Source organism: Xylanimonas allomyrinae, assembly GCF_004135345.1.
GTDB lineage: Bacteria > Actinomycetota > Actinomycetes > Actinomycetales > Cellulomonadaceae > Xylanimonas > Xylanimonas allomyrinae.
Genome location: NZ_CP035495.1, coordinates 1,203,420 through 1,228,962 on the forward strand (window position 1 = coordinate 1,203,420; position 25,543 = coordinate 1,228,962).

Below are 25,543 nucleotides of genomic sequence, written 5' to 3' on the forward strand. Positions count from 1 at the left end.
CAGCGGATTTGGTGGTGCGGTTGCGGGCCGGGGCCTCGCCGCAAATCCTCGTGGGTTACCGAGCGGTGGTTCCGTGCTCGGCCTATCCGACAGTTGCGGGAGGCCCCGGTGTTCAAGGAACGTACAAGCGTCGGGCTGGACGTGCACGCGCGGTCGGTCGTCGCGGCCGCGATCGACGGGCAGACCGGCGAGGTTCTCTCGCGGCGGCTGACTCCTGCGTATGCGGACGTTGTCACATGGCTGGCCGGGCTCCCGGGCCCGGTGGCGGTGACGTACGAGGCTGGACCGACGGGATTCGGCCTCTACCGTGCGCTGACCGGCGCGGGGATCGAGTGCGTGGTCGCGGCGCCCTCGAAGCTGCAGCGTCCGGCCGGGGATCGGGTCAAGACGGACGCGCGTGACGCGCTGCACCTGGCGAAGCTGCTGCGTCTGGGCGAGGTCACCGCGGTCGAGGTCCCGACGGTGGAGCGGGAGGCGGCCCGGGATCTGGTGCGTGCGCGCGAGGACGTGCGCGCAGACCTGATGCGGGCCCGGCACCGGCTCTCGAAGATGCTGCTGCGCCACGGGATCGTCTACAGCGGCGGGAGGGCATGGACCCAGGACCACGACTACTGGCTGCGCCGGCAGCGGTTCGACCAGCGGGCTGCGGCGAGCACCTTCGACGCCTACTACGACACGGTGAAGCTGATCGAGGCGCGCCGTGACGTGCTGGACAAGGAGATCGTCGCCATGGCGGGTGACGGCGAGTACACCGCCGTCACCAACAGGTTGTGCGCCCTGCGCGGGATCGCGACCCTGACCGGGTTCGCGCTGGCCGTCGAGATCGGTGACTGGCACCGGTTCTCCGGCCGCACCATTGGCGCGTTCCTCGGGCTGGTCCCGACCGAGTACTCCTCGGGCGCCAGCCGATCCCAGGGCGAGATCACCAAGACGGGCAACGCGCACGTGCGTCGCCTCCTGGTCGAGGCCGCCTGGCACCACCGCACCCGGTACGCGATCTCGGCGCACATGCTCAAGCGGTGGGAGCAGGCCTCTCCCGCGGTGCGTGCCCGCGCCGACGCGGGCAACCGGCGCCTGCACCAGCGATGGGTGACGTTCGCCGACCGCAAGAAGCGCAGCACCGTAGCCTGCGTGGGCGTGGCCCGCGAGCTCGCCGGCTGGTGCTGGTCCCTGGCCACGCTCGAGGAGTGAGCGGGCCAACCGACAAACGTCTTCGCCGACCCCAGGAGATGGTGGCAGCGCGTGGAGCGACTCGCGCCGAGGCTATGAGTACCCGAGAGGCCCCTGGTGGCTTCTCGGCCACGCTCGACATCTAGACCTGCGACGACGCTCCAGCCGAAGAACCGCCCTGCGGTACCCAACCCGCGCATATGAGAGTGACCGCGCGTCGCCAACGACACGCTCACCATCACCACGCCGACGAAGACCAGCACCGGGCGCCGCCAGACAACCACGGCCTGACGGCGCCCGGCCGCGCTCTCTTGACAAGATCGGCTACATATGAGCCTCGATGTTGGGTCTGTACGGTCTTCGGCTCTGATGCACTTCCGGTGGTCTCCCACCGTTGGCTGGTGCTCGACGGCGTTGGCGAGCAGTTTCAGACGCGGGATCACGTTCAGACGGACGAACAGTCGGCAGAATCTGGTGGAAGGCGAGAGCCCGACCACCGAAAGTGCGCCAGAGCCGAAGACCGTACAGACCCCGCCGCAGGCGGCGGGCTCCGCGGCGCCGCCACCGTCCTGCGCCAAGAGGTCACCACGCTCAGCGCGGCACTCCGGGCAGCAGACCTGGCACCGTCGGCCATGCTCGACCCAGGCGACCTCGCCCTGACCATCCGCACCGCCTATGACCCCCCGGTCGGCGCGGCCCTCGAACGCCACGGCACCATCGGGCGCGACCTCGCCACCGCCGGACCCGTCGCCGTCACCGAGACCTGGGGACACCTGCGCTCCGACTCCACCTTCCACGCGGTCCTGTGGATCTCCGAATGGCCGCGCTCCCTCGTCTACCGCTTCCTCGCCCCGCTCGTCCTCGCCCCCGGCGTGCGTCGCACCCTCGCCATCACGTTCACCCCGTGCGCGCCGACGTCGCCGCCCGCGACCTACGCCGCAAGAAGACCGAGTACATCTCCGACGCCGCCCAGCGAGCCCGCATCGGACAGATCGACGACGCCACCCAGACCGCCGAATACACCGATGTCCTCCAGCAAGAAGCCGACCTCACCGCCGGCCACGGACTCCTGCGCGCCGTCGGCCTCATCGCGGTCAGCGCCCCGACACTGGACGAGCTCGAACGGGCCGTCGCGGCCGTCGAACAGGCCGCGATCCAGGCCTCCTACGAGACCCGGCGCCTCTGGGACAGCAGGCACGCGCCTTCACGCGCGCGGCACTGCCGTTGACGTGACCGGACCTGCGGGCGCCGCTCGGCCTGGGAAGATCGACGTGTGCCGGGTCTCCATCATGTCGAGCTGTGGGTCGCCGACCTCGACCCTGCTGCCGCGCAGTGGGGCTGGTTGCTGACCCGAGTCGGCTTCCACCTCGAGCAGGAGTGGCCCTCGGGACAATCGTGGTCCGCGGGCGGGGCGTACCTGACCTTCACGACGTCGCCGACGATGACGAACCCGGTCCATGACCGCACGAACGCCGGGCTGAACCACCTCGCGTTCCATGCCGGCCCCACGACGGCGGTCGACGCGATCATGGCCGATGCCCCCGCCCACGGCTGGACCCCGCTGTACCAGGACCGCTACCCCACGCCGGCGGCCCACTGCACTACGCCGGCTGGCTGGAGAACCCGGCAGGCTTCAAGGCCGAGGTCGTCGCCGACCCCCGCTGAACGCCGTCGTCGCCTGAACCTCGGGCCTACGGCGCCGCCGCGGGTTCGCAGGCCCCGTCAAGGAAGCCCGTCAGCGCATGCGCCCACTCCTCGAAGGCATCCAGGTGGGCGTCGTGCGACCCCCGTGCAAGGTCCACGCGCGTCACGCGGCGACCACGTCCCACGAACGCAGCCTTCTGGTCCTCGCTGAACATCCCGTCAGGGGCGTAGACGACGAGAGTGGGCGCGTCCACGCTCTCCCACTCGACCCACCGCGGAACGGCCACCGCCGTGATCGTCGCCTCCATGACATCCGCGTCGAACCGCGCGAAGAGCCCTCCGGCGCGTTCCTCGAGGTCCGCAGCCCACGACCGCGCCAGCGGGCCCCCGCCCAGCACCTGCACCGCCGACTCTCGGCTCGCGAACGGCACCGGCCAGGAACGGAAGAAGTCCCCCAGCCTGGCCTGGCCAGCGGGCGTGCCACTGCCCTCGTCGCACTCCAGAAGCACAAGCCTGCGCACCAGGTCCGGCCGGGCGGCCGCCGTGAGCATCGCCGTGTGCGCCCCATCGACTGGCCCACCAGGTCCACCGGCTCGTTCGCCTCGCGCTCGATGACCCGCACGACGTCGCGCACGTACGCCTCACGGGAGAGATCCCCCGGCCGGCGGGTGCTGCGTCCGTGACCCCGCAGATCGACCAGCACCACCTTGCGGCCCTCGAGCGCCTGCGCGGTCGGGACCATCTCGCTGGCGCTACCCGCAAGCCCGTGCAGGACGACCACCGCAGGCCCTGCCCCGTCGAAGACCATGAACGAGACCGTCACGCCGTCGTCGGTGACCACCTCACGCCTCGCGAACCCCACCGCAGCACTGTACGAGGGCACGACCCCCGGCCGCAGACAGCGCCCAGCGAGCGGACCCGGGAACTCCCACCACCATCCCCAGGCTCCGGGCTCGCCGCGACGCGGGACCCTCGCCACGGCCACCTCGATAACGTTGCCGATATGACCCCAGACGAGATGTTCGACTACTGCCTCGCCATGCCGGGCGCGTACCTCGACCACCCGTTCGGCCCCGAACACTCCGCCGTCCGACTCAAGGCCCCCACGATGGACAGCGGCCGGATCTTCGCCGAGGTGTTCACCCTCAAAGGCGGCGGCTTGATCGATCTTGTCGAGGGCTTCGCGGAGGTCGTCGGGTAGCGGCTTTCTGATGGGCAGGGTCTGTTTGCCGACCTTCGCCCAGGTCGTGCGGTACAGGCGGGCGGGCGTGACGAACTTCTTGACCACCAGCCGGTCGTGGTCCAGGGCAGCGGCAAAGTCGCCCTGGTCGAACACCGGGGGAACGGGTTGGGTAAGGACTCGTCGCCGGACGAGGCACGAGGCCTCTGGACATCCTCACGCGCGTGGCGCAGGTCACATGTCTTGGGTGTTGCGATCCTCGCCCTGTCCCGACGTAGTGGGCATGAGAACTCGAGCCGTCACGTCCCTCCTCGTGCTCGCCGCGGTCGCGGCGACCGCTGCGTGCTCAAAGGCCGCACCGTCTGCCATGTCCGCCGACGCCGTCGCTGGACGCTACGGGTACCGCGTCGCCGACGCGACGCTCACGCCGGTGTACGCGCTCGTGCCTGGGTTCAAAAAGACCCGTCTGATCTCTACGCCCGCGACCTCCTGATTGAGGACTGCTTGAACGGTGTGGTGCAGTACACGCCGAAGTCTCCAGACAGCCGGTGGGACGGCGCAGACCCGCGCACCGGCCAGTGGACGCTCGACGAGGCGACCGCCCAGGCGAGCGGGTACCCGTTCCTGCGTGAGCGCCCGCCGGCCGCTGAGGGGATCCCGGCCGATGTCGTTGTGACGGACGCGCTGCAGAAGACGATGGCGTCGTGTGCGGCGAAGGCAAACGAGCGTGTTGGCAAGGCACCGGAGCGGCTGCTCAACGACATCGAGACGGCAGGCTGGAACGCGCTGGACGGGGCGCCGGAGGCGAAGAAGGCGATCGCGGACTGGCGCACGTGTATGGCTCCGGTCGGGCTCGTTGATCTTCCTGCGGACCCAAGCGACATGCCGCCGACCTCGGTGGTCGCGCGTCCCGGCCAGGCGGACAACCCTGGTGTGCCGCTGACCAACCAGGAGCGGACGGTCGCCGTCGCGGACGCCAGGTGCCGCGCACAGGTCGACTACTACGGGACCGAACTGCGGCTGCGCGCGCAGGGTGAGCTCACGGCGATCGGCGCGAATCTCAAGGAGTTCGAGGCCGCGCGCGCGGGCTACCAGGAGCACTAGAAGAACGTCGACGCCGTCGTCGCAGAGCGGGGCTGAGACGTGGCACGCAAGAAGCGCACTGGCGTGAGGGTCGTGGGCTTGGTCGTCGCGGCGGCCTTGCTCATCGGCGGCGGGTGGGCTCTGGCCCAGCAGATGGTCTCTCCGGACCAGGTCGCAGCGCGCGCCGAGCCGCCCGCTCCGGTGCCTGTCGTCGCGCCGCTGCGCGAGGGGTACCTGCACGGCGCGGTGACGATGTCGGTGACCGCCGGGCAGAGCGGCGTCCACGACGTCGTCGCCCCGGCGACGCTGACCGGTGTCGTGACGGCGAGCGACCTCGTACCGGGGGCCTCTGTGACGGCAGGAGCATCGCTGGCGCGGGTCAACGGTAGGCCCGTGATCGTCCTGACGGGCTCGTTCCCGTTGTACCGGGACCTGGTGGCGGGCGACTCGGGCGACGACGTCAGGATGCTCCAGCAAGCTCTGATCGACGCGGGCCTGCTCACCGGTCGGGCCGACGGCGTGCTTGGGGCGCGGACGCTCACCGCGGTTCGGCAGCTATACAAGCACGTCGGGTTCACCGCGCCCACTGCGGCGTCCAGCCCGACCGCCGACACCGGGAGCGCGCGGGGCGGAAACACGCCGGGCGACGGCGCGACGCCGCCTGCGCCGCCGAGCACGCAGACCTCTGTCGATGCGGCCGAGCTGGTCTTCACGCCCACGCTCCCGGCGACGGTGACGTCCGTCCTCGCGGTCGGCACGCCCGTCGAGACGGGCAAGCCCGTCGCGACGCTCGCAGCCGGGGCGACGCAGTTGACGGCGGACCTGCCGCCCGAGTCGATCGGGTCACTGGCGGCGGGTGCGACGGGCACGTTCACGGACGCCGACGGCAAGGCCGGCACCGCGGTCCTGATGTCCCTCACGTCTGGCGCCGACGGACAGATGCGCGTGCTCTGGGCACCGACCGGCGCCGTGGAGCCGGGGACGACGTACGTGCTGTCGATCGAGAACCCTGCCGCGCAGGCCGACAAGATGCTCCTCGCCCCGGTCGCTGCCGTGGTGTCACGCGGCGGTGCGGACGCGGTTCAGCTCCGTGACGGCGCCACGTTCCGCGAGGTCCAGGTCAAGGTCGTCGGCGTCGAGGGCGCCGTCGCGGCAGTTCAGCCCGTTGGAGACGAGCCCACGCTCAAGGCCGGGGTGGAGGTGCGTCTTGGCTGACGCGCCCCTGATCTCGCTGCACGGCATCACGCGCCGGTTCTCCGACGGCACCGTCGCAGTCGCCGGAGTCGACCTCGACGTCGACCCCGGTGAAGTCGTCGCGATCGTCGGCCCGTCCGGTTCGGGGAAGTCGACACTCCTCAACGTCCTCGGCCTGCTCGACAAGCCCTCGTCCGGGTCGATCATGCTCGGAGGGGTCGACGTGAGCGGCCTCGACGACGGCGCACGCTCGGACCTGCGCTCCGCCGATCTCGCGTTCGTGTTCCAGCGCGCCCACCTGCTCCCGTCGCTCACCGTCGCCGAGAACGTCGGCATTGGCATCGAGTACTCACCCGACCGGCGCGACACCGACGCCCGCGTCGGGGACGCGCTCGAGCGGTGCGGGCTCGGCCCCAAAGCCGACGCGCTCGCCCGGACGCTTTCTGGCGGCGAGATGCAGCGCGCGGCGATCGCGCGCGCCTTGGTGCGTCGGGCACAGCTCTGGCTGGCCGACGAGCCGACCGGCAATCTCGACAGCGCGCAGTCCGTCCTGATCATCGACGAGCTGCGCGCGCGCGCCGCCGACGCTGGCGCCGCCCTTATCGTCGTCACCCACGAGCCCGACATCGCCGCCCGCCTCGGCCGCACGGTTACGCTCCGCGACGGTCGCGTGGTTTCCGACCTCGGTGGAAGCAACCGCGGTATGCAGTCGCTGACGCCGCCGAACGCCCCCGCCCGCCGGACGCTCGGGCTCGTCCGGGCGCTGCGCACCTGCGCGACCATGCTCCGGGCCCGCACCCCCGGCGCCCGGGCAGGCGTCGTCGCAGCCAGCATCGCCGTCGCACTCACCGTCACCGCGCTCGGCCTCTCACAGAGCGCGGCCGCGCAGGTCACCGGCCTCTTCGACGCTCAACGCGCAGCCCAGGTCACCGCAAGCCTCAGCCGCGAAGACGCCACCATCCCCTGGAACGTCCGGGTCGCCGAGGTGCGCTCCTTCCCCGGCGTCACGGGCACCGAACTGTGGACCCTGTATCAGCAACTCCCCGTGGCGATCGGGGACTACGTCACCGGCACTGCCGACGTCGTCACCACTGCCGCCACACCCGGCGCAGCGAGCGGCACCACGATCGCGTGGGCGCCCCACACCGAGCACCGTCTCACCTCCGGTGAGGCCCTCGTCGGCTCAGCCCTCGCGCGCCGCCTCGGCCTCGCGTCGATCGACGCCGGACCCGAGATCACCGTCGCCGGCCAGCGCCTGCGTGTCGTCGGACTCCTCGACTCCGAACGAACCGGAACCGCAGCCGGGACCATTTTCGTCTCCGACGACGCCCTCTCCCACCTATCCGGATCGCTCTCCGCGACCCTCTTCGTAACCACCGTCCCCGGTGGCGCACGCCAAGTCGCTGACGTGCTCAAGCCGCTCGCCGACCCGTTCGGACAGGCACGCATCGACATCGATCCCGTGCTCGGGCCCGAGGCATTCGCCGGCGCGCTCACCGACTCCGTCGGCGTCAGCCTCCAGGTCCTCGCCGTGGTCGCCGCGCTCGCCGGGCTCGGCACCGTGGTCTTCGTCAACCTGCTCGGCATCACCTCCCGCAGAGCCGAGCTCGGCGTCAGGCGGGCGTTCGGAGCACGCCGAGGCGAGATCGCGGTCATTGTCGCGTCAGAGTGCGCCGCCCGCTCCCTTCTCGGGGCCGTCATCGGACTGCTCGTCGGGCTGGTCGCGATCCTCGCCGTGACCATCACGGCCCGTTGGGAGCCCGTCTTCGACCTGCGCCTGCTGTCGGTACCACTCGCCGGGGCGCTCTTCTTCGGCCTCGTCGGCGGGGTCGCGCCCGCGGTTCACGCCGCCCGGATCGAGCCCGCCGACGCGGTGCGCTCGTGAAGGCGCCGTCTCGCACGACTCGGAGCGCGCCGCCCGTGGGCCGCAGGACCGGGCAGGCGAAACTAAGGGCGTCACGCGAGAGGAGCGTCTGATGCCGCCCGAGGCACTGCAGAACGCGTCGTTCACGCGCTGCTTCCGCACGAACTACGACGACATTCATGCCTACCTCGCCCGGCGGGTCGACCCGCAGCTCGCCGACGACCTCACCGCCGAGGTCTTCGCGAGGGCTTGGAACGCATGGCACAACGCCCCCGAACCCGCTCGACCCTGGCTGTTCGGCATCGCCCGTCACCTCGTCGCCGACCGCTACCGCGCACAGAACCAGGAAGACGAGCTCCATGCCCGGCTCGACAACGAGCGAACCAACACCCAAGACGAGGTCGGCGGCGTCGAGACCGCTCTCGACGTGCGCGCTGCCTGGGCTCAGCTCCCCGGACGCGATCGGGAGGTCCTAGCGCTCATCGCGTGGGACGGCCTGACCGTCTCCGAAGCCGCCGCCGCCCTGCACCTCCCGCGGCCCGCGTTCTCGATGCGCCTGACACGCGCCAGACGGCGCCTCAAACACCTCCTTGAACAAGGAGAACCCGCCCCCATGATCCCGTCGCTCGAAAGGAGCCCGCGATGAACCGCCACCTCTCCGACGACGACGTGATGCGGGCACTGGCCGAGATGAACCCCGTGCCGCCCGGTTCGACCAGATCCGCAACCGAAGCGATCCGACGTGAGGCGCTGCTCGAACGCATCACGTCGACCCCTCCCACGGGGGCCGCGCCTTTCCCACGCAGGCGCCTGGGCGCACGCATCGCCGCCCTGCTCGGCGCGATCGCGGTCGCCCTCGCCGCGGTCTTCGGGGCCGCCAGCCCCGCGACAGCCGAGAGCGTCCTACGAGACACCGCCGCGGCCGCGGCGACCGTCAGCCTGGGCGACGGCCAGTACTGGCACGTTCGCTCCCAGGTCCAATACCCCAACCTGCCACAGACCACTTGGGAGCTCTGGCAGTCCGATACCCGCATGCTCATCCGCGACAGCCTCCCGGCTGCCATGGCCGCCGCCGAGAAGGGCACCGACACGCTCGACCCGAACCTCATCCGGGTCCGAGACATGACCAGCTCCGTCGAGGGTGACCTCCCGCCCCGGTTCGGCGGCGACCTGAGAATGACCGCCCAGGAGATCGCCCTGCTCCCCACAGACCCCGACGAGCTGCGCCGCCGCATCCTGCAACGCATCGATTGGCGCCCCTACGGCGACGACTACACCGTCTGGGACACCGTCCTCGGACTACTGTGGACCGACCCGCTCTCTCCAGCCCAGCGCCAGGCCGCTTGGGAAGTCCTCGCCGACATCGGGAAAGCCCGCCTCCTCGGCGAGCAGACCGACGCCGCCCTCTCTGACAGGCTTCTCTGAGACATGACGTCCGGGTCTGATGAGGCTGGGCGGGGATCGGAGAAGCATGGAGCAGTTCGGTAGCGTCTCGACCATGGTGGTCGAGGAGGAGGGCCCTCGGGCGGATCGGCCCAAGCGGCGGGTCTTCACCGCGGACTTCAAGCGGCGGATCGTCGCGGAGTACGACGCGGCCCCGCGGGGGTCGAAGGGTGCGGTGTTGCGCCGTGAGGGCTTGTACGACTCGCATGTGCTGGAGTGGAGGGCGGCGATCGCGGCGGGCACCCTGGACGCCTCGTCGGCGCGGCGGGGCCGTGCGCCGCGTGATGCGGAGCAGGCGCGGATCGTCGAGCTCGAGCGGCAGGTCAAGCGGTTGGAGGCCGAGGCTGCCGTCAAGGACAAGGTGATCGCGGATCGTGAGGCCGCGCTCGAGGTCTTGGGAAAAGGTGTCGCGTTCTTGGAGGCTCTGTCGAGCAAGAACGCCCGATGAAGGCCCAGGTCACCGCCTGGAAGACAGAGACCGTCGACGAGCTGGCCCCGCTGGTCGGTGTCGTGCGGGCGTGTGCCCTGGTGGGCAGGTCGCGGGCGACGCATCACCGGCACGCGAACCCGAAGCCGCGCATGCACGGGCCGCGGCTCAAGCAGTATCAGCCGGCCGAGCTCACGCCCGCGGAGCGGGACCGTGTCCTGGCCGTGCTGAACAGCGACAGGTACGCGAACCTCGCGGTGGCGCAGGTGTGGGCGATGGAGCTGGACGAGGGCCGCTACTACTGCTCGGCGCGCACGATGTACCGCATCCTGTCCGCCGCGGCGATGAACCGGGAACGACGCCGGCAGGCGACCCACCCGCCACGGGTGGTCCCCGAGCTGGTCGCGACCGGCGTCGGGGAGGTCTGGTCGTGGGACATCACGAGGCTGCGGGGTCCGGCCAAGGGCGTCTGGTACCACGCGTACGTCGTGATCGACATCTTCTCCCGCTACATCGTGGGGTGGCGCATCGAGACGGTCGAGGACGGGGACCTGGCCGCCGAGCTGGTCCAGGACATCGTCACCGAGCAAGGCCACCCGCCGCGGTATCTGCACGCCGACGGCGGCGCCGCGATGACGTCCAAGCCGCTGGCGTCCCTGCTCGTCGACCTCGACGTGCGCCGCTCGCACAACCGGCCCCGGACCTCGAACGACAACCCGTACTCCGAGGCCCAGTTCAAGACGATGAAGTACGACCCGCACTACCCGGCCCGGTTCGCCTCGATCGGGCACGCCCGCGCCTGGATGGACGAGTTCATCACCTGGTACAACCACGAGCACCGCCACTCGGGCATCGGGCTACTCACCCCCGCCTCCGTCCACCACGGCACCGCCGAGCAGATCCGCGTCGCCAGGCAGGCCACCCTCGACCAGGCGTACACCGCACACCCCGAGCGGTTCCACCGGCGGCCAGTGCCACCCGAGCTACCCGCCCGCGTGACGACCAACGACCCCGAGAGACAACGCCTGCCCGCGTAGAAATCAGGCAGGAAACGTCTCACTTGACTTGACAACTACCGCCGCGGGCCGACGCGGACAAGCGATCGAGGTCCAGTGGGGCCACCGACTCGGCCACGAGATCATCGTCGTCGACCCAGACCAGGGTGCGCTCCTCGAGGTCCGCGACTACGAACCCGGCCGCGACGGCAAGCTCATCCACCGCACCACGATCCTCGAATGGGGCACCGTCGACACCGCACCGAGCCCGCAGCCACCCCTGTGCGGACCCGGCTCCGTCCCGGTCAAGTCGTGCTGACCGATGGAAAACCTCGGCCGCCAGCCAGCCCAGCCGAAGTCGAGCCCGCGCACCGGTGCCGTCACCGCGTCGACGGCGGTGCCGTCGCGGCGCAGCACGGCCAGCACGGAGTGAAGCTCGCCGAGGACGGTCTTGGCCGAGGTGCGGATGTTGCGCACGGCGTCGGCGACGACCTGCTCGTCACGGCCGAGCATGTGCTCGGCCATCCCCGCCTGGACGCTGATCGCGGACACGTGGTGGGCCATGACGTCGTGCAGCTCGCGCGCGATCCGCAGCCGTTCCTCGGCGACCCGGCGCCGCGCGGCCTCCTCACGCCCCTGCTCGGCGCGCACGGCCCGGTCCGTGAGCGCGGCGACCGTGTCGCGGCGGCTACGGATCGCGATGGCGATCGCCGTCAGGGTCCACAGCCACAGCACCACGTCCTCGCGGCGCAGCAGGCCGTCGCTCGCGAACGCGGTCGCGAGGGCGAGCCCCTCGAAGATGACCGTGGCCGCGCCGGCGGCGATGATCGCCTTGCGCGGCGGCCGGGCGAGCGCGTAGCCGAAGACGGCGACGCTCATCGCGACCTGGGCGAGGTTCACGACGTGACCGCTCACGATCCCCGTGTAGGTCGCGGCGGCCGTGACCGCGAGCGTGCCCGCGGGGTGCCGCCGCAGCTGCGTCAGGGCGGTCGCACTGACGACCGTCAGGACCACGTCGACCCAGGTCGGCGACCCGATCGCCGGCGCGTACGGGCGCAGCACGAGCGGCAGCACGAGGAAGACGACGGCGAGGGCCGCGGCGAGGATCAGCTCGCCGCGGCCCGCCCGCGCCACCGCGCGCGCCGTCGTCCAGGACACGGGCCTCACGGTACGTCCCGCGTCACGGCTCGGGTCCACCGACCGGCGCCCGCCGTCACACGTCGCGCCTCTGGACCAGGACGGCGCTCGCGCCGACGACCACCACGACCCAGGCGACCAGGACGACGACGGCAACCGGGCCAGGCAGGACGTCGGCGCTGGCAGCATGCACCGTGGTGAACGCGGAAGCCGCCGAGTTCGGCAGGAACTGCAGCACGGCGTCCCAGGAGTCGGGGAGCAGGCCCTGGGCCGGCTCGCGTGGTGGGTGGTCGTCGGGTCGGTCCCGGTGGGCGTCGTCGGGCTCGCGACCCGGCACGTCGTCTCTGGACCGCTGCGCAACCTGTGGGTGGTCGTCGCGGCGCTCGCCGGCTGGAGCGTCGTCATGTGGCTGGCCGAGCGTGCGGCGACGCTGAACCGGACCGAGGGAGACCTCACGCTCACCGACGCCGTCGTGATCGGGCTGGTGCAGTGCCTGGCCCTGGTGCCGGGTGTGTCCCGCTCGGGCGCCACCATCAGTGCCGGACTCTTCCGTGGCCTGGACCGCGTGGTCGCCACACGCGTCTCGTTCTTCCTGTCGATCCCTGCGCTGGTGGCCGCCGGCGGGTACGAGGCAGCCACCAGCGCTTCAGACGTCGGCGCGTCGGTCGGCTGGGGTGCCACCGTTCTCGCGACGCTCGTGAGCTTCGCCGTCGCCTACGCGTCGATCGCGTGGCTCCTCCGGCTGGTCGTGCACCGCCTGATCAGCGTGTTCGCCGGATACCGGGTCGGTCTTGCCACCGCGGTCGCGGTGCTGCTCAGCACCGGCGCCCTCAGCGCGACATGACCCGACGCACACTCCACCCCCGGCGCACGTCGGCGTACCGACCGGCGTCAGGATGTGGCCATGACTGAGACGCTCGTCCGTGCCGTGGCCGGAGTAGCACTCCTGGTCGTGATCACGGCGACGGTGCTGTGGTGGGCGCGGGTGCCGCGACCGTGGGCGCCTGGCAAGGCCGTGCTGCGCGGCACCCTGCAGCTCGCCGCGATCAGCCTGGTGCTGCGCGGCGTCATCGGCGACGCACGCTGGGTGGCCCTGGCGATGACCGTGATGTTCGCCGTCGCGTCCATCACCGTGGCACGCCGTCTCGGACTGGGCCCGTCACGAGCCGTTCCCGTCGTCGCAGCGATGGGCGTCGGCGTGGCCGTTGCACTCGGCACGGCGTTCGGCACCGGCGCCATCGACGCGACACCCCGGTACACGCTCGCGCTCGGAGGCATCGTCATCGGCGGGTCCATGACGACGGCCACGCTCGCGGGACGCCGGCTGGCATCGAGTCTCCGCCTGCGCTGGGCCGAGGTCGAAGCCTGGCTCGCACTCGGGGCCACACGCCGACAGGCGACGGCGGTCATCGCACGCGAGTCTGTCGCCGAGGCCCTCGTCCCGGCCATCGACCAGACCCGCACCACCGGGCTGGTCACCTTGCCGGGGGCGTTCGTCGGCGCGATCTTCGGTGGCGCATCTCCGGTCGAGGCCGGACGCTTCCAGATCGTCGTGCTTGCTGCCATTCTCGCCGCAGGGGCCGTGACTGCCGTCCTGCTACTGACCGCCATCGCGCCGACCCCGACCAGACCTATGGCACCCCCGGGCTGAGCAGGCCCACTGCGATCTGGACAGCGCCTCCGCGACGCACACTCAGGTCGAGGCGCGTCCTGCGCGAGCGCCTCACGTACGGCGCCTGACCTGCACTGACGCCAGTCGCACGGACGTACGTGGTCCGTACGTGGTGCCGTACGCCGTGCGTTCGCGGTAACGGTGGCGGTCGAGCGTGGTGGGCATGTCAACACCGACCGACCTCACCTCGTCGCGGCTCTCACCGCTGCGTCGTGCCGCCGCCGCGCCGTCGCTGCCGGAGGCCGCGACCTCGCTGGCGCGGGCCGGGGTGCCGGTGTTTCCGTGCGCGCCGACGGGTAAGCAGCCGCTGACGCAGCGCGTGTTCCTGGACGCGACCACCGACGTCGACCAGGTCGCGGCGTGGTGGCGGCGTCGTCCGGACGCGAACATCGGCGTGCCGACCGGTGAGCGGTCGGGGTTCGACGTCGTCGATGTGGACCTGCACCCGGGTTCGTCGGGGTTCCCGGCGTTCGAGCGGGCCCGCCGCGGCGGCCTGGTGGCGGGGTGGTCGGTGGTGGTGCGCACGCCCTCGGGCGGGATCCACGCCTACTTCCCGCACTCTGCGGGGGTTGAACAGCGGTCGTGGCAGTCGCCGCGCACGCACGTCGACTTCCGCGGGGACGGCGGGTATGAGGCAGCCAGCGCGTCGAGCCGCATCGCCTGGCACACCGACCCACCCATCACCCACGGCGTCGACCACGGGCCGACGGCGACGATCACCCCCATGCGCCCTACCGACCGGAGGTCACGGCGGACGCGACGGGGCCCATGCCGTGACCGAGGACCGCGTCCACGCCTCCGTGCTCGTGACCCCTGCCGGAGAACGCCGTGGCCGGCGACGAGCCCGCCGGGCCGCAGCCGACGCCGTCGCAGCCCGCAGCCTCGCCGAGACGCGGGCCGCGGCGCGCACCACTCACGCGGCCGACCTGGCCGCCCGACGCGCGACCCGCTACCTGCCCGCAGCCGGCGAACCCGGACCCGCCGCGCTGCGCACCCCGGGCCGCTTGCGCCTGCCGCAGCACCAAGACACCTCCGCCACGTGGGCGGGCGCGTACCCGTTCCTCGCCGAGGGCGGCCTCGGCGCCGACGGCGTGTTCATCGGACAAGACCACAACTCCGGGTCCGCGTTCGTCTACGACCCCTGGGTCCTCTACCAGCGCGGCCTGATCACCGCCCCGAACATGGTCATCGCGGGCATCGTCGGCGCCGGGAAGTCTGCCCTCGCCAAGTCCCTGTGCACCCGCTCGCTCCCGTTCGGACGCCGCGTCTACGTCCCCGGCGACCCCAAGGGCGAGCACACGGTCGTCGCCCGCGCCGTCGGCGGCATCGCCATCGAGCTCGGCCACGGTTCCCCGAACCGCCTCAACCCCCTCGACGAAGGCCCCCGCCCCACCGGCCTCGACGACGACCAGTGGCGCATTCAGGTGGCCGCCCGCCGCCGCGACCTCGTGGGAGCCCTGACCGAGACCGTCCTCGAACGACGCCTGACCCCGCTCGAGCACACCGCCCTCGACGTCGCGCTCACCGACACCGTCGCCGCCGCGACCGTCCCGATCCTGCCCATGGTCGTCGACCGGCTCCTGACCCCCGACGACACCACCCTCACCGAAGACGGGCGCCTCGCCGGACACGCCCTGCGCCGCCTCGTGGCCGGCGACCTCGCCGGCATGTTCGATGGCCCCTCCACCGTCCGCTTCGACCCCACCGCCCCGATGGTCACCCTCGACCTGTCCGCCGTCGCCGAGAACACCACCGCCCTGTCCCTGCTCATGACGTGCGCGTCAGCCTGGATGGAGTCCGCGCTCCTCGACCCCGACGGCGGCCAACGGTGGGTCCTGTACGACGAGGCCTGGCGGCTCATGGCCCACCCCGCCCTCCTGCGCCGCATGGACGCCCACTGGCGGCTCGCCCGCCACTACGGCATCGCGAACGTCCTCGTCTTCCACAAGCTCTCCGACCTCGACAACGTCGGCGACCACGGCTCCACGGCACGCGCCCTCGCGTCCTCACTTCTCGCCAACGCCGAGACCCGCGTCATCTACCGCCAGGAGACCGACCAGCTCGGCCCCACCGCGACCACGCTCGGACTCACCCGAACCGAGCGCGGACTCCTGCCCGAACTCGCGCGCGGGCAAGCACTCTGGCGAATCCGCGACAGATCCTTCCTCGTCACCCACCAGATGGTCCCCGACGAGCTCGCACTCTTCGGCACAGATGCACGCCTCGACGTCCAGACCGGTGACGCTTCATCTCTGCCCTACCTGACCACGAAGCCCCTCCCACTTGAGGACCGGGTCCCACCGCGAGCGGACAACGCCGAGGGCTCGCGGCCAGGGGGAGCGCGGCGGCAGGGAAGGCTTCACGCGTTTCACCCGGTCTCTCGATGGCCTGGGCTCGACCGCGGGCTGTGCTGGACGCACCCGAGGTGTCTCTTCACTGCGTCTATAGCCTGCACGTCGAGTGAGATCGTGAGGATGTCCAGATTCGCGTCCAGCTTCGTGACCTTCGCGACTCAACGCGTGGTCAGCAATGCCGATTCTGGACACCCTCACCCATCTGCTCGAACACCCCACCGGCGTGCCGTGACGCCACCGCGAGAATGGGACCCGTTGGAGTCACTCGCTGCGGTCCCTTATGCCGAGATCGCCCGGTCTGAGCGCACCCGGACCAGTTCTTTGGCGACCTCGAGCAGCCGCACTCCGGCGGTTGACGGCACGCCATAGCCGCGCAGAGTCTCAACCCGCTCGCGCCAGGCGGGCGGAATCGCCTCGACACCCGCTACCGCGCCGAGGAGCGATCCGACCATCGCCGGCATGGTGTCGGCTTGCTTGGGCATCAGGTTCGCGACACCGATCGCCTCGGCGAAGGAAGCCGACTCGCGCGCGATGATCAGGGCGAGCGGGAGCGTCTCCGCCGCGATGTTCCCGAAGTTGTACTCCAGGTTCGCGACCTGGTCGTTCCAGTCGGGGATCGCGTCGATCAGCGACTCGCTCTCTCGCAGGATCGACTCGGCGAGCGCGAGCTTGCGTCCCAGCCAGGAGTCGCCGTCGATCGCGGCGATGGCTCGGGCGACCGCTTCAGCCGTCGAGCCGCCGGAGGTCGCGACGGCGATGGCCGAGGCGAAGGCCGCCGCCGCGTCCACGCCGACGCCGTCGTTCGTGACCGACGCGAGCCGGCGTGCGACTCGGGCGGCCTGGTCGGGCGTTCCGCTGTAGACGATGCCGACCGGCACGGCTCTGGCGACGGATGAGTCGTCGTAGAAGTGCGGGTTGTCGGTTCCGGTCGCCGGTGGCGTCAAGCCCTCGACGGCGTTGCGGATCGCGGAGCGGTCGGCGACCGAACCCCACAGACCGTCGGCCTGTGGCAGGACGATGGACCGCCATGCCTCAAAGATGTCGGCGATCTGCGGCTCACCGGAGCTGGCACCGATGGCCTGGAGCAGTACCGCGGCGGCGAGCGCGGCCTGCTCTGCATCGTCGGTCGCCGAGAAGGTCGCCCTGTCGAGCGGGGCCGAGAGCGTGAAGGGCAGGGGAACTTGGAGACCCGGTGCTTGTCGAGCTCGCGCGCCTGCGTCCACAGCAAGTCGCGACGCCACCCGGTGGCAACCGTCTGGTGATACCGAGCGGGGAAGCCCGAGGCGTCGCCAGCGGCGAGGCCGAGCAGGGCGCCGTGCGCGTGGGTCAGGGGTTCAAGCATGCTTCGTGGCCCTTCTTGTCTCGACGGCGTCAGAGATCCGGTCTGCCAGGTCTCCCAGGTCCACACCCGCCATCGCCGCGACGCAGCTACCGCGCAGCGGACCCAGACGGCGAGTCCACTCTCCAGGGATGGCGTCGACGCCGTGGAGCGCCCCGGCGAGCGCCCCAGCCATTGCTGCAATGGTGTCGGCGTCACGCCCGATGTTGACTCCCCCCAGCACCGAGTCGACGTACCCGCCCTCGGCGACGGCGAAGACACCCAGTGCCAGTGCGGTCGCCTCGGGAGCGGTGTCTGCCCAGGGGTAGTGGGACAGGGAGATCCGGCGCTCAAGCTCGTCGAGCCGCTCCTCGTCGGAACCAGAACCCTGAGCGATGTCGACCGCACGCACGAGCATCCTCCGCGACCACGAGTCCGCGGGGGTCGCGGCGACGGCCGCCTCGACGACCTGCGACCAGCCGTCCGCCTCGATGGCGACCGCGGTGGCTGCGGCGATCGCTTGCCCGCACCAGATGCCATCGCGCGCGTGGCTGACCGCCGCATCGACCGCCGCCAGGCGCGCGGCGAGCCCAGGGTCGCCGGCCGCGTACGCACCGATGGGCGCGACGCGCATCGCCGAGCCGTCGCTCCACTGCTCATGGCCGTCGGTTCCCGAGGCCGGGGGCCGCAGCCCTCGCTCCAGGTTATGGATGGCTTCCATCTCGGAGAACCCTCCGCCGTCGAACGGTGTGGCTTGGTCGACGAGTGCGTCGTGCCACTCGCGTGCGACGTCGGCGCTGGTCAGGTCGGTGCCGTACTTCAGCAGTGTTAGCGCTGTCAGGGCCGCGTACTCGGTGTCGTCGGTGCCGGCGGGGTCGGCGGCGAGGAAGCCACTGACGCGCCCCCAACGCTCCCGAATCTGGGCGCGCGTCATGCCTTCCGTGGGCGCACCGAGGGCGTCGCCGATGGCCTGGCCGATGACGGCGCCATGGATGCGCTTGCGAAGAGGGGGCGTCACAGGGGCATTCCTTTCTCAGTGGTCGGCGCCGCGTGGCATGGCGCGGCCATCGCGGCGTCGACGTCAGCCCGTGTCGGGATGGACGGCACGGCGCCGTGGGACTCGACGGACAGGGATGCGGCGATCGCCGCCCGCCGTGCCGCGGCCTCATACCCGGCGCCAGCGGCGACGTCGGCGGCGAAGACGCCGACGAAGGTGTCGCCGGCGCCGGTTGTGTCCACAGCCACCGTCGGACGCGCCTCGATCCGCACCGGCGCAGACCCCCGGACGTCCAGCTCGGCACCTGCCGCACCCATCGTCGTCAGGACGCATCGCACGCGCAGGTCGCGGACGCCCAGGTGCTGCGCCTCGTGCTCGTTGACGACGAGCACGTCGACGTCCGCGAGGACGACCGCGGGCACGGTGCGCACCGGCGCGGGGTTCAGCACCACCCGCGTTCCGCTCGCGCGGGCGACCGCGATCGCCTGGTGCACCACGCTGTCGGGAACCTCGAGCTGGCAGACCAGCACGTCGGCCGCCGCGATGAGCGCCCGGTCGCCGTCCGTCAGGCCGCGCAGGGCGTCGTTCGCCCCGGCCACGATGACGATGTTGTTCTCGCCCGACGCCTCGGTCGTGACGAAGGCGGTCCCGGTCGGACCCTCCTGGCGGCGCACGGCGCTGTCGTCAATCCCCTCGGCGCGGATCACTTGGGCGAGGGTCTCCCCGTGCTCGTCGGCGCCCAGCGCGGCGACGAAGACGGTGGCGGCGCCTGCACGACGCGCCGCGATAGCTTGGTTGAGCCCCTTTCCGCCAGGAAAGGCGGTGAGCGACTCCGCCGTCACGGTCTCCCCCGGTCGGGGGATGCGCGCGACACGGGTGACGACATCCATATTCGCGCTCCCTACGACCACCACCCGGCCGCTCATCCCTTGACTCCCGAGGAGGCCAGGCCGCTGATGAAGCGGCGTTGCATGAACAGGAAGAGTCCGATGACGGGCAGGACCATGACGAGACCGGCGGCGTTCTGGATGCCGTAGAGCCTGGTGAAACCCTGCTGGAACTGCAGGAACGCGGCCGAGATCGGCCAGTTGTCCGGCGAGGCCATGAAGATCACCGCGAAGAAGAGCTCACCGTAGACCGCGAGCCCCACCACGAGGCCGGCGGTGAGGAATCCCGGGCGGGCCAGCGGCAGCATGACCTTGGTGGCGACCTGCCACTCGTTGGCGCCGTCAAGGCGGGCCGCCTCGTCGAGCTCCTTGGGGATCCCCACCAGGAAGGTCTCCAGAAGCAGGGTCGCGAATGGCGTGTTGAGCGCGACGTAGATGAGGACTAGGCCGAACAGGTTGTCGTACAGGCCCAGGCGCGTCCAGAGGAAGAACAGCGGGACGAGGAACATCTGGGCGGGTAGGGAGATGCAGACCAGCAGGTACGTCGAGATGCCACGCTTGAACGGCACGTTCAGACGCGCCAACGAGTACGCCGCCATCCCCGCGCAGACCCACACCCCGACGACCGTGCCCGCGACCAGCACGGCGCTGTTGCGCAGGCCTTGGCCCAGTCGGCCAAGCGACCACGCGGTGGCGAGGTTGGACAGTTCCCAGGTGGACGGGAACCCCAGCGGGTTGGTGGCCAGCTCCGTGTCTGACTTGAACGCGTTGAAGACGAGGACCAGCACCGGCAGGATCGCGAAGAGCGCGAGCACGACCAGGAGCGTGAACGAGATCGGGGTCCGCCTCAGTCCGCCCGCCCGCTCGGCGACGCCCCCGTCGTGATCGGCGCGGCGTCGCCGACGTCGGCGACGCCCGGGGGCCGCCACGACCCCGGGTCCGGTCGTAATCGCGGTCATGACTGATCCTCCTTGCGGCGTAGCAGGCCGATGATGACGAGCAGGACTCCGCCTAGCGCCGACATCGTCAGGCCCATGAAGGCGGCGTAGCCGGCCTCGTTCGCCCCGAACGCCGTCCGGTTGACCAGCAGCGAGACGAGGTCGCTGGCCCCCGCGGGTCCGCCGCCGGTCAGGGCGTAGGCGTAGTCGAACGCAAGCAGCGACCACAGCGAGATGATGGTCAGCGCGAAGACCAGGGTCGGGCGGATGCCCGGCAGCGTGACGTGCCAGAACTCCTGCCAGGCGTTGGCCCCATCAATGCGAGCCGCCTCGTAGCGGGCGTTGTCAATATTGGTCATGGCGGCGAGGAACAGCACGACGAGGAAGCCCCAGAAGTGCCAGTTGTCGACAAACATCACGCTGCCGAGGGCGAGCCTCGTGTCACCGAAGAAATAGACGTCGTCGAGCCAGTGGACGCCGACCTGGTTGAGCGCCGCGGCCAGCCCGGCCTGCGGGTCGAGAATGTTCTTCCAGATCGCGGCGTTGACGACGCTCGCGATCAGATACGGGATGAAGAACAGGACGCGGAACAGCGCCGCGCCACGGCGAATGCGCGACAGAGCGAACGCGCCGAACAGGCCCATGCAGATCGGGACCGAGAGGAAGAACGCCATGTAGATCGCGTTGTGGCGCAGCGCGTTCCAGAACGCCTGGTCGTGGGCCAGCCGCACCGCGTTGTCCCAGCCGGTGAATGTCGCCGGACCGAAGCCGGTCCAGTCGGTGAAGGCGTAGTACAGGTTGGAGATCGACGGGCCGCCGACCACCAAAAGGTTCACCGCCAACGCCGGAGAGAGGAACAGGAGCGCGACGACGGTGCCGCGCCGTTGGCTCCGACCGCGGGCGCGACTGCGCGCCTCGCCCGCGGTCGCGGGGATGGAGCGTGCCGTCATAACCGTGCTCATCGCGCGGCGGGTTTCCCGGTCGAGAAGACCGCGGGCACGTTGCCACGCCGCAGGTCCTCCTGGAACGCGGCGTCAAGGCCCTGGAGGAACGTCTCGGTGGTCATCACGTCGCTGAGCACCTTGTCGGTGTTGTCGACGATGAACTGGTTGGACTGCGCGCCCCACGACGTCCAGGTGGTGTAGCCCACGAGCCCGGCCTCGCTCGCCTCGGAGAGCGAGGTGTACACGCGGGCAAAGCGAGGGTCGACCTCGGACGGGATGTCGGCGTCGTCGATCGTCACCGGCATCGGGTTGGCGCCGGTCGCCGCGACCTGTGCCCACATCGTCTCGGAGTCCTTGAGGATCCAGTCGAGGTAAGTCTGGGCGGCCAGGGGGTTCTTGGTGTTCGCGTTGACGGAAAGCGCCCCACCGACCGACAGCGGGAAGGTCGTCGGGACGCCATCGGCCAAGGGCGGCACCGGCGCCCAGTCGAACTCGGCGCCGGACTGGTCGAAGAACTCCGGCAGCGTGACGAACTCCCACGTCCCAGAGATGTACATGCCGGCCTCACCGCTGGCGAACTGGGCGTACTTCACCGGGTCCGTGGTCGCGAAGTACTGGCGGACGCCGCCACCGAACCACCCGGCGTCGAAGTACTCCTTGAGCAGGTCGATGGTCTGAGCGAAAGCGGGGTCGGTCCACGGAACAGTCCCGGAGAGAGCGTCGTGCACCTTCTCGGCGCCTGCGACGGAGTTGAGGAGCGCGCTCACCAGCCACTCGGTCCCGGCGGGGTAGTCAGAGTTGCCCGCGGCGAACGGCGTGACACCCGCCGCCGTCATCTGGGCGGCCAGGCGCTCCAGTTCCTGCCGGTTGGTCGGCGGGACCCAGCCGTGCTCGGCAAAGAGCGTCTTGTTGTAGAACAGCACGAGCGTCTCGTACGACTGGGGCAGCGTCACGAGCTTGCCGTCGGCGGTGGCGATCTCTTGCGCCCACGGGAGCAGATGATCACTCCACGCGTTCTCAGCGGCGAACGGGGTGAGGTCGTGAAGGAACCCGGCCTGGGCGTACGCGATCTGGTTCGTGACGCCGGGCGCGATGATCAGGTCAGGGCCCGTGCCCGCTGCAAGCGCCACCTGCAGTTGCCGGTCAAGGACGTTGAGGCCCTTCTGCACCGTCTGCAGGTCGACATCGGGGTGCAGCGCGACGAACGGGTCGACGTTGAAGCGCTTCCAGTCGGCCACTCCTTGGGCGTCAGGGGTGAACGGGGCGAACCAGTACGTCAGTGTGCCGCTCGGCTCCCCGGTCAGGTTCGCTGCCGGCGCCGGGGCGTCGTTGGAGCACGCGGTAGGGGCGAGGGCGGCCAAGGCCGCGACCGCACCGACGGCGAGCCTGCGGCGGCGGGCGCTGGCACGTCGACCAGGGCGCAGCGGGATGTGGTGCTTCATCGTGTTCACTCCTTCGTGATCAGTGGTCAGCTCAGGCCGTCGATGGCCAGGCGGGTGGTGCGCTCGGCGAGGTTGGAGATGCGCGAGTTGTCGAACCCGAAGAGCGCGGACCTGGTGCGGTCGGCGAGGGGGACGACGAGGTTGTCAGGCAGACCCGCGACGCCGGTCAGGATGCCGAGGACGGAGCCGACGGTCGCGCCGTTGGAGTCGGTGTCCCAGCCACTCATCACGATGCGACCGACCCCTGTGGTGAAGTCGTCGTCGGACCACAGCAGCGCGACGGCGACCGCTGCGGCGTTGTTGATCGTGTGAACCCACGAGTAGTGCCCGTACGCCCCCTGGACTGCGGCGAGCGCCTCCTCCCAGGTGACGTCCGCCTCTCGCAACGCCAGGACGTGGCGCAGGGCCTCGGCGAGCCGGGACTGCGGCGGGACGACGGCGATGGACTCGGTCACCGCCTCCCGCGCCGACGACGCCGAGAACGCGGCCGCGACGAGCGCGGCGGCCCACATCTCGCCGTAGATGCCGTTGCCCACGTGCGAGAGCGAGGCGTCCTGGAAGGCGAGCCGGGCGGCGGCCCAGGGGTCGCCGGCGTGGACGTAGCCGAAGACGTCGCCGCGGATCTGCGCGCCGATCCACTCGCGGTGTGGGTTGCGCCGCCGCGCGACCTGCGGCGGGGCCAGCCCTTCGATGAGGTTGACGTACGCCGCGCGCTCGGCGGTGAAGACCTGCTCGATTGGGAACAGCCGGGTCCATGCGGCGCCGACGTCCTGCGGGCGCAAGGCGGCGCCGTGGGTCTCCAGAAGGTGCAGGGCGAGGATCGCGTAGTCAATGTCGTCGTCGCGCGCTCCCCCGTCGACATTGCCTCGGGTGGTCTGCGGCCAGCAGTCGGTCAGGACGAAGCCGTCGGGCATCGGGTCGAGCCGGGGCACGTAGTCGCGCAGCGGGTAGGCGTCGGCCAGGACGAGGTAGTCGCGGATGTGGTCCGAGGTCCAGTGGAACCCCCATTCGACCGGCTTGCCCACATTGCAGCCGACGATCCGCCCGAGCCAGGCCGCGTGGATCTGGTCGCGCAGTCGCACCTCAGGGATGGCGCCGGCGCGAGGCTTGGCCACCAGCGACGCCTCGATCTGCACGATCTCGTCGGGCTCGTCGTAGGCCCAGCCTGCGAGGCGGGGGGCGGTGGCCATGCGGTCGACGATCGCAAGGACCGCGTCACGGTCGGTCGGGTCGGTCGCGTTCGCCTCGGCGACGAACGCGTCGACGTCGTAGCCGGTCTCACGGCGCTGGACGACCTCGTCGTGCAACAGCTCGTGCGGCAAGAGCGGGTTGAAGAAGTCCGACCTGTAGGCCGGGCTGAGGGCAAGATCGAGGGCCTTGGTGTCAGTCACTGCGGGTGGTTCCCTTCGGGTGGTGGACGTGGTCAGGCTGAGCCGCGCACGACAAGGTGAGTCGCCAGCGCATACCGGTCGAACGGTCGTGCCGGGTGCTCGATGCGGCGGATCAGCGCGTCGGCGCAGGCGTAGCCGATGAGCGTGGCGGGGTTGATGACGGTGGTGAGCCGTGGGCTGAGCAGCTTGGACGTCGGGATGTCGTCGAAGCCGACGATCGCGATGTCTTCCGGGATGGCGAGATCTGCGTCGCGCGCCGCCTCGATGGCCCCGATCGCGATCTGGTCGTTGGCACACATCACGGCGGCAGGGCGGTCGGCGCGCGCGAACAGGCGCTCCGCGGCGGCGAAGCCGCCGTCGATGGTGTAGCCGGTGGCGTGCTCGACCCACGCCTCAACGACGGGGGCGCCATGGTCCGCCATCGCGGCGCGGAAGTGGGCGAGCCGGTTGCTACCGGGAACGGTCGCGTCCGGTCCGCTCAGGAAGCCAATCGCACGCCTCCCACGGTCGAGCAGGTGGGCGACGGCCTCGCGCACCCCCGTCTCGTCATCGGTGCTGACCTCGTCGGCGAGGATCCGGCGGGGGGAGCCGTCGGGGCCTTCGGGCGGCTCCCCGGTCAGCAACACGAGCGGGATCGTCGGACCCAGCACGCTGCGGATGCGCTCGGCGGAGAGCGACATCGTGCTCATGATGACGCCGTCGACGCTGCGCGAGCGCATCTCCTCCAGAACACGGACCTCGGTCAGCGGATCACCGTCCGTGTTGCCGATGAACGAGACGTAGCCGTGCGAGCCGACCCGGTCATGGATCGCGCGCGCGACCGCGGGGTAATAGGGGTTGGCGATGTCCGCGACCAAGAGCGCGATCGTCCTCGTCTCCTGCCGTCGCAGACCCCGTGCGATGAGGTTGGGGTGATAGTCGAGCTCCTCCGCGACGCGGAAGACACGCTGCCGTGTGCTCTCGGCGACCGGGCGCGTGCCCGACAGCGCGTTGGACGCCGTCGCGACGCTCACACCCGCACGTCGCGCGACTTCTTTGAGGCCGACCTCCACAGCGAACTCCCTTGTCTCAAAACGAACCAAATCGTTCTATATAAAACGATCTAACTCCTTGGGCGCGCACATAATGGGGTAGGTGCGAGGCCGTGTCAACACCTCGCGACGACGTTGGCGCCGCCAATGAGGGGTGGCGCTCCGGGTCGTCCAAGGCGAGCCATGGTCCCCGTCCCTGAACAGACCGGCCGCCCGTGGCGCCGGTCACGGGCGCGAGCGGGCACCGGCCGTGAAGCGGCCATCCGACTCGCCGGAGCGGGTTCCCACCACATCCTCGCGGTGCGCGACCAGGCCCTGGATTGTGATCGGCACACGGTCGAGGTGACCGGCCCGCTGGACATCCCGGTCAACTGTGCCGGCTGGGTGCCCCCCCATTACTTCCTAGCGGGTCCTGCGAGGCTCCGGTTCTTG

General features: G+C 70.8%; 24 protein-coding genes and 4 pseudogenes. 16 read left to right on the top strand and 12 right to left on the bottom strand.

The genetic code is table 11. The features are described from left to right. Positions 1-108 precede the first annotated feature (108 nt). The 3 genes and pseudogenes from ET495_RS05460 (at position 109) to ET495_RS05470 (ending at position 2,835) form a co-directional block, all read left to right on the top strand. Complete coding sequence (locus ET495_RS05460; RefSeq protein ID WP_129203275.1) at positions 109-1,191, top strand: IS110 family RNA-guided transposase; 1,083 nt, start codon at positions 109-111, stop codon at positions 1,189-1,191. A 509-nt stretch (positions 1,192-1,700) separates the two neighbouring features. Continuing rightward, positions 1,701-2,403: pseudogene (locus ET495_RS05465) on the top strand (SCO6880 family protein); the annotation flags it as partial. Between the two features lie 40 nt (positions 2,404-2,443). Then, a pseudogene (locus ET495_RS05470) lies at positions 2,444-2,835 on the top strand (VOC family protein). 142 nt (positions 2,836-2,977) lie between these two features. On the opposite strand, the gene ET495_RS19635 reads toward ET495_RS05470, so the two are convergent. Further along, positions 2,978-3,622: an alpha/beta fold hydrolase gene (locus ET495_RS19635; RefSeq protein WP_425471231.1), complete on the bottom strand. Its 645-nt coding sequence runs from the start codon at positions 3,620-3,622 to the stop codon at positions 2,978-2,980. A gap of 195 nt (positions 3,623-3,817) precedes the next feature. On the opposite strand from ET495_RS19635, the gene ET495_RS05480 reads away from it, so the two are divergent. From ET495_RS05480 to ET495_RS05520, 9 genes are all read left to right on the top strand, one after another. Beyond that, a complete protein-coding gene (locus tag ET495_RS05480) occupies positions 3,818-4,015 on the top strand; it encodes an MmcQ/YjbR family DNA-binding protein (protein WP_129203278.1) in 198 nt (65 codons plus the stop codon). 262 nt (positions 4,016-4,277) lie between these two features. Further along, a complete protein-coding gene (locus ET495_RS05485; RefSeq protein WP_129203280.1) occupies positions 4,278-4,487 on the top strand; it encodes a hypothetical protein in 210 nt (69 codons plus the stop codon). Between the two features lie 11 nt (positions 4,488-4,498). Further along, positions 4,499-5,098, top strand: a complete 600-nt coding sequence (locus ET495_RS05490; protein WP_129203282.1) for a hypothetical protein — start codon at positions 4,499-4,501, stop codon at positions 5,096-5,098. Between the two features lie 63 nt (positions 5,099-5,161). Next, on the top strand, positions 5,162-6,292 hold the full coding sequence (locus tag ET495_RS05495; RefSeq protein ID WP_129203284.1) for a peptidoglycan-binding domain-containing protein: 1,131 nt from the start codon (positions 5,162-5,164) through the stop codon (positions 6,290-6,292). Continuing rightward, entirely contained in the window at positions 6,285-8,156 is a 1,872-nt protein-coding gene (locus ET495_RS05500; RefSeq protein ID WP_129203286.1) for an ABC transporter ATP-binding protein/permease, read from the top strand. Before ET495_RS05495 ends, ET495_RS05500 begins: the two co-directional genes overlap by 8 nt. Positions 8,157-8,247: 91 nt before the next feature. Continuing rightward, entirely contained in the window at positions 8,248-8,781 is a 534-nt protein-coding gene (locus ET495_RS05505) for an RNA polymerase sigma factor (protein WP_129203288.1), read from the top strand. Further along, complete coding sequence (locus ET495_RS05510) at positions 8,778-9,560, top strand: hypothetical protein (protein ID WP_129203290.1); 783 nt, start codon at positions 8,778-8,780, stop codon at positions 9,558-9,560. Before ET495_RS05505 ends, ET495_RS05510 begins: the two co-directional genes overlap by 4 nt. A gap of 46 nt (positions 9,561-9,606) precedes the next feature. Beyond that, positions 9,607-10,026 (top strand): transposase, encoded by a 420-nt coding sequence (locus tag ET495_RS18060; RefSeq protein WP_211340920.1) that lies wholly within the window; start codon positions 9,607-9,609, stop codon positions 10,024-10,026. Next, a complete protein-coding gene (locus ET495_RS05520) occupies positions 10,023-11,042 on the top strand; it encodes an IS3 family transposase (RefSeq protein WP_129203292.1) in 1,020 nt (339 codons plus the stop codon). Before ET495_RS18060 ends, ET495_RS05520 begins: the two co-directional genes overlap by 4 nt. Before the next feature lie 19 nt (positions 11,043-11,061). On the opposite strand, the gene ET495_RS17550 is transcribed toward ET495_RS05520, so the two are convergent. From ET495_RS17550 to ET495_RS18485, 3 genes are read right to left on the bottom strand one after another with little or no spacing between them, the layout of a single operon-like run. Continuing rightward, on the bottom strand, positions 11,062-11,223 hold the full coding sequence (locus tag ET495_RS17550; RefSeq protein ID WP_162616375.1) for a hypothetical protein: 162 nt from the start codon (positions 11,221-11,223) through the stop codon (positions 11,062-11,064). Then, a complete protein-coding gene (locus ET495_RS05525) occupies positions 11,190-12,158 on the bottom strand; it encodes a sensor histidine kinase (RefSeq protein WP_129203294.1) in 969 nt (322 codons plus the stop codon). The genes ET495_RS17550 and ET495_RS05525 overlap by 34 nt, the downstream gene beginning before the upstream one ends. A 55-nt stretch (positions 12,159-12,213) precedes the next feature. Next, on the bottom strand, positions 12,214-12,474 hold the full coding sequence (locus ET495_RS18485; protein ID WP_245993325.1) for a hypothetical protein: 261 nt from the start codon (positions 12,472-12,474) through the stop codon (positions 12,214-12,216). Between ET495_RS18485 and ET495_RS05530 the strand changes: the two genes are divergently transcribed. From ET495_RS05530 to ET495_RS05545, 4 genes and pseudogenes are all read left to right on the top strand, one after another. Further along, the gene (locus ET495_RS05530) at positions 12,445-12,981 is read left to right on the top strand and encodes an undecaprenyl-diphosphate phosphatase (protein ID WP_245993326.1); all 537 of its coding nucleotides are present in this window, start codon (positions 12,445-12,447) and stop codon (positions 12,979-12,981) included. The two genes, ET495_RS18485 and ET495_RS05530, sit on opposite strands and share 30 nt — an antisense overlap. Before the next feature lie 60 nt (positions 12,982-13,041). Next, positions 13,042-13,788, top strand: coding sequence for an ABC transporter permease (locus tag ET495_RS05535; protein ID WP_129203298.1), 747 nt, complete (start codon positions 13,042-13,044; stop codon positions 13,786-13,788). A gap of 184 nt (positions 13,789-13,972) precedes the next feature. After that, positions 13,973-14,398: pseudogene (locus tag ET495_RS05540) on the top strand (bifunctional DNA primase/polymerase); the annotation flags it as partial. Between the two features lie 184 nt (positions 14,399-14,582). Continuing rightward, positions 14,583-16,034 (top strand): annotated as a pseudogene (locus tag ET495_RS05545) (ATP-binding protein); the annotation flags it as partial. Between the two features lie 407 nt (positions 16,035-16,441). Here the strand turns inward: ET495_RS05545 and ET495_RS05550 are convergent. The 8 genes from ET495_RS05550 to ET495_RS05585 all read right to left on the bottom strand — a co-directional run bounded on the left by ET495_RS05550 (position 16,442) and on the right by ET495_RS05585 (position 25,093). Beyond that, complete coding sequence (locus ET495_RS05550; RefSeq protein ID WP_129203300.1) at positions 16,442-17,404, bottom strand: ADP-ribosylglycohydrolase family protein; 963 nt, start codon at positions 17,402-17,404, stop codon at positions 16,442-16,444. Positions 17,405-17,497: 93 nt separating this feature from the next. Beyond that, positions 17,498-18,499 (bottom strand): ADP-ribosylglycohydrolase family protein, encoded by a 1,002-nt coding sequence (locus ET495_RS05555; RefSeq protein WP_129203302.1) that lies wholly within the window; start codon positions 18,497-18,499, stop codon positions 17,498-17,500. Continuing rightward, positions 18,496-19,368 (bottom strand): PfkB family carbohydrate kinase, encoded by an 873-nt coding sequence (locus ET495_RS05560; RefSeq protein ID WP_245993328.1) that lies wholly within the window; start codon positions 19,366-19,368, stop codon positions 18,496-18,498. Before ET495_RS05560 ends, ET495_RS05555 begins: the two co-directional genes overlap by 4 nt. Positions 19,369-19,400: 32 nt before the next feature. Beyond that, positions 19,401-20,324 (bottom strand): carbohydrate ABC transporter permease, encoded by a 924-nt coding sequence (locus ET495_RS05565; RefSeq protein ID WP_129203306.1) that lies wholly within the window; start codon positions 20,322-20,324, stop codon positions 19,401-19,403. Next, positions 20,321-21,253, bottom strand: a complete 933-nt coding sequence (locus ET495_RS05570; protein ID WP_170220570.1) for a carbohydrate ABC transporter permease — start codon at positions 21,251-21,253, stop codon at positions 20,321-20,323. The genes ET495_RS05565 and ET495_RS05570 overlap by 4 nt, the downstream gene beginning before the upstream one ends. 8 nt (positions 21,254-21,261) lie before the next feature. Continuing rightward, complete coding sequence (locus tag ET495_RS05575; RefSeq protein WP_129203307.1) at positions 21,262-22,689, bottom strand: ABC transporter substrate-binding protein; 1,428 nt, start codon at positions 22,687-22,689, stop codon at positions 21,262-21,264. Positions 22,690-22,715: 26 nt separating this feature from the next. After that, positions 22,716-24,080: an ADP-ribosylglycohydrolase family protein gene (locus ET495_RS05580; protein WP_211340921.1), complete on the bottom strand. Its 1,365-nt coding sequence runs from the start codon at positions 24,078-24,080 to the stop codon at positions 22,716-22,718. 32 nt (positions 24,081-24,112) lie between these two features. Then, positions 24,113-25,093 carry a LacI family DNA-binding transcriptional regulator gene (locus ET495_RS05585; protein ID WP_162616532.1) on the bottom strand — a complete coding sequence of 327 codons (981 nt, stop codon included), beginning with the start codon at positions 25,091-25,093 and terminating at the stop codon, positions 24,113-24,115. Positions 25,094-25,543 lie beyond the last annotated feature (450 nt).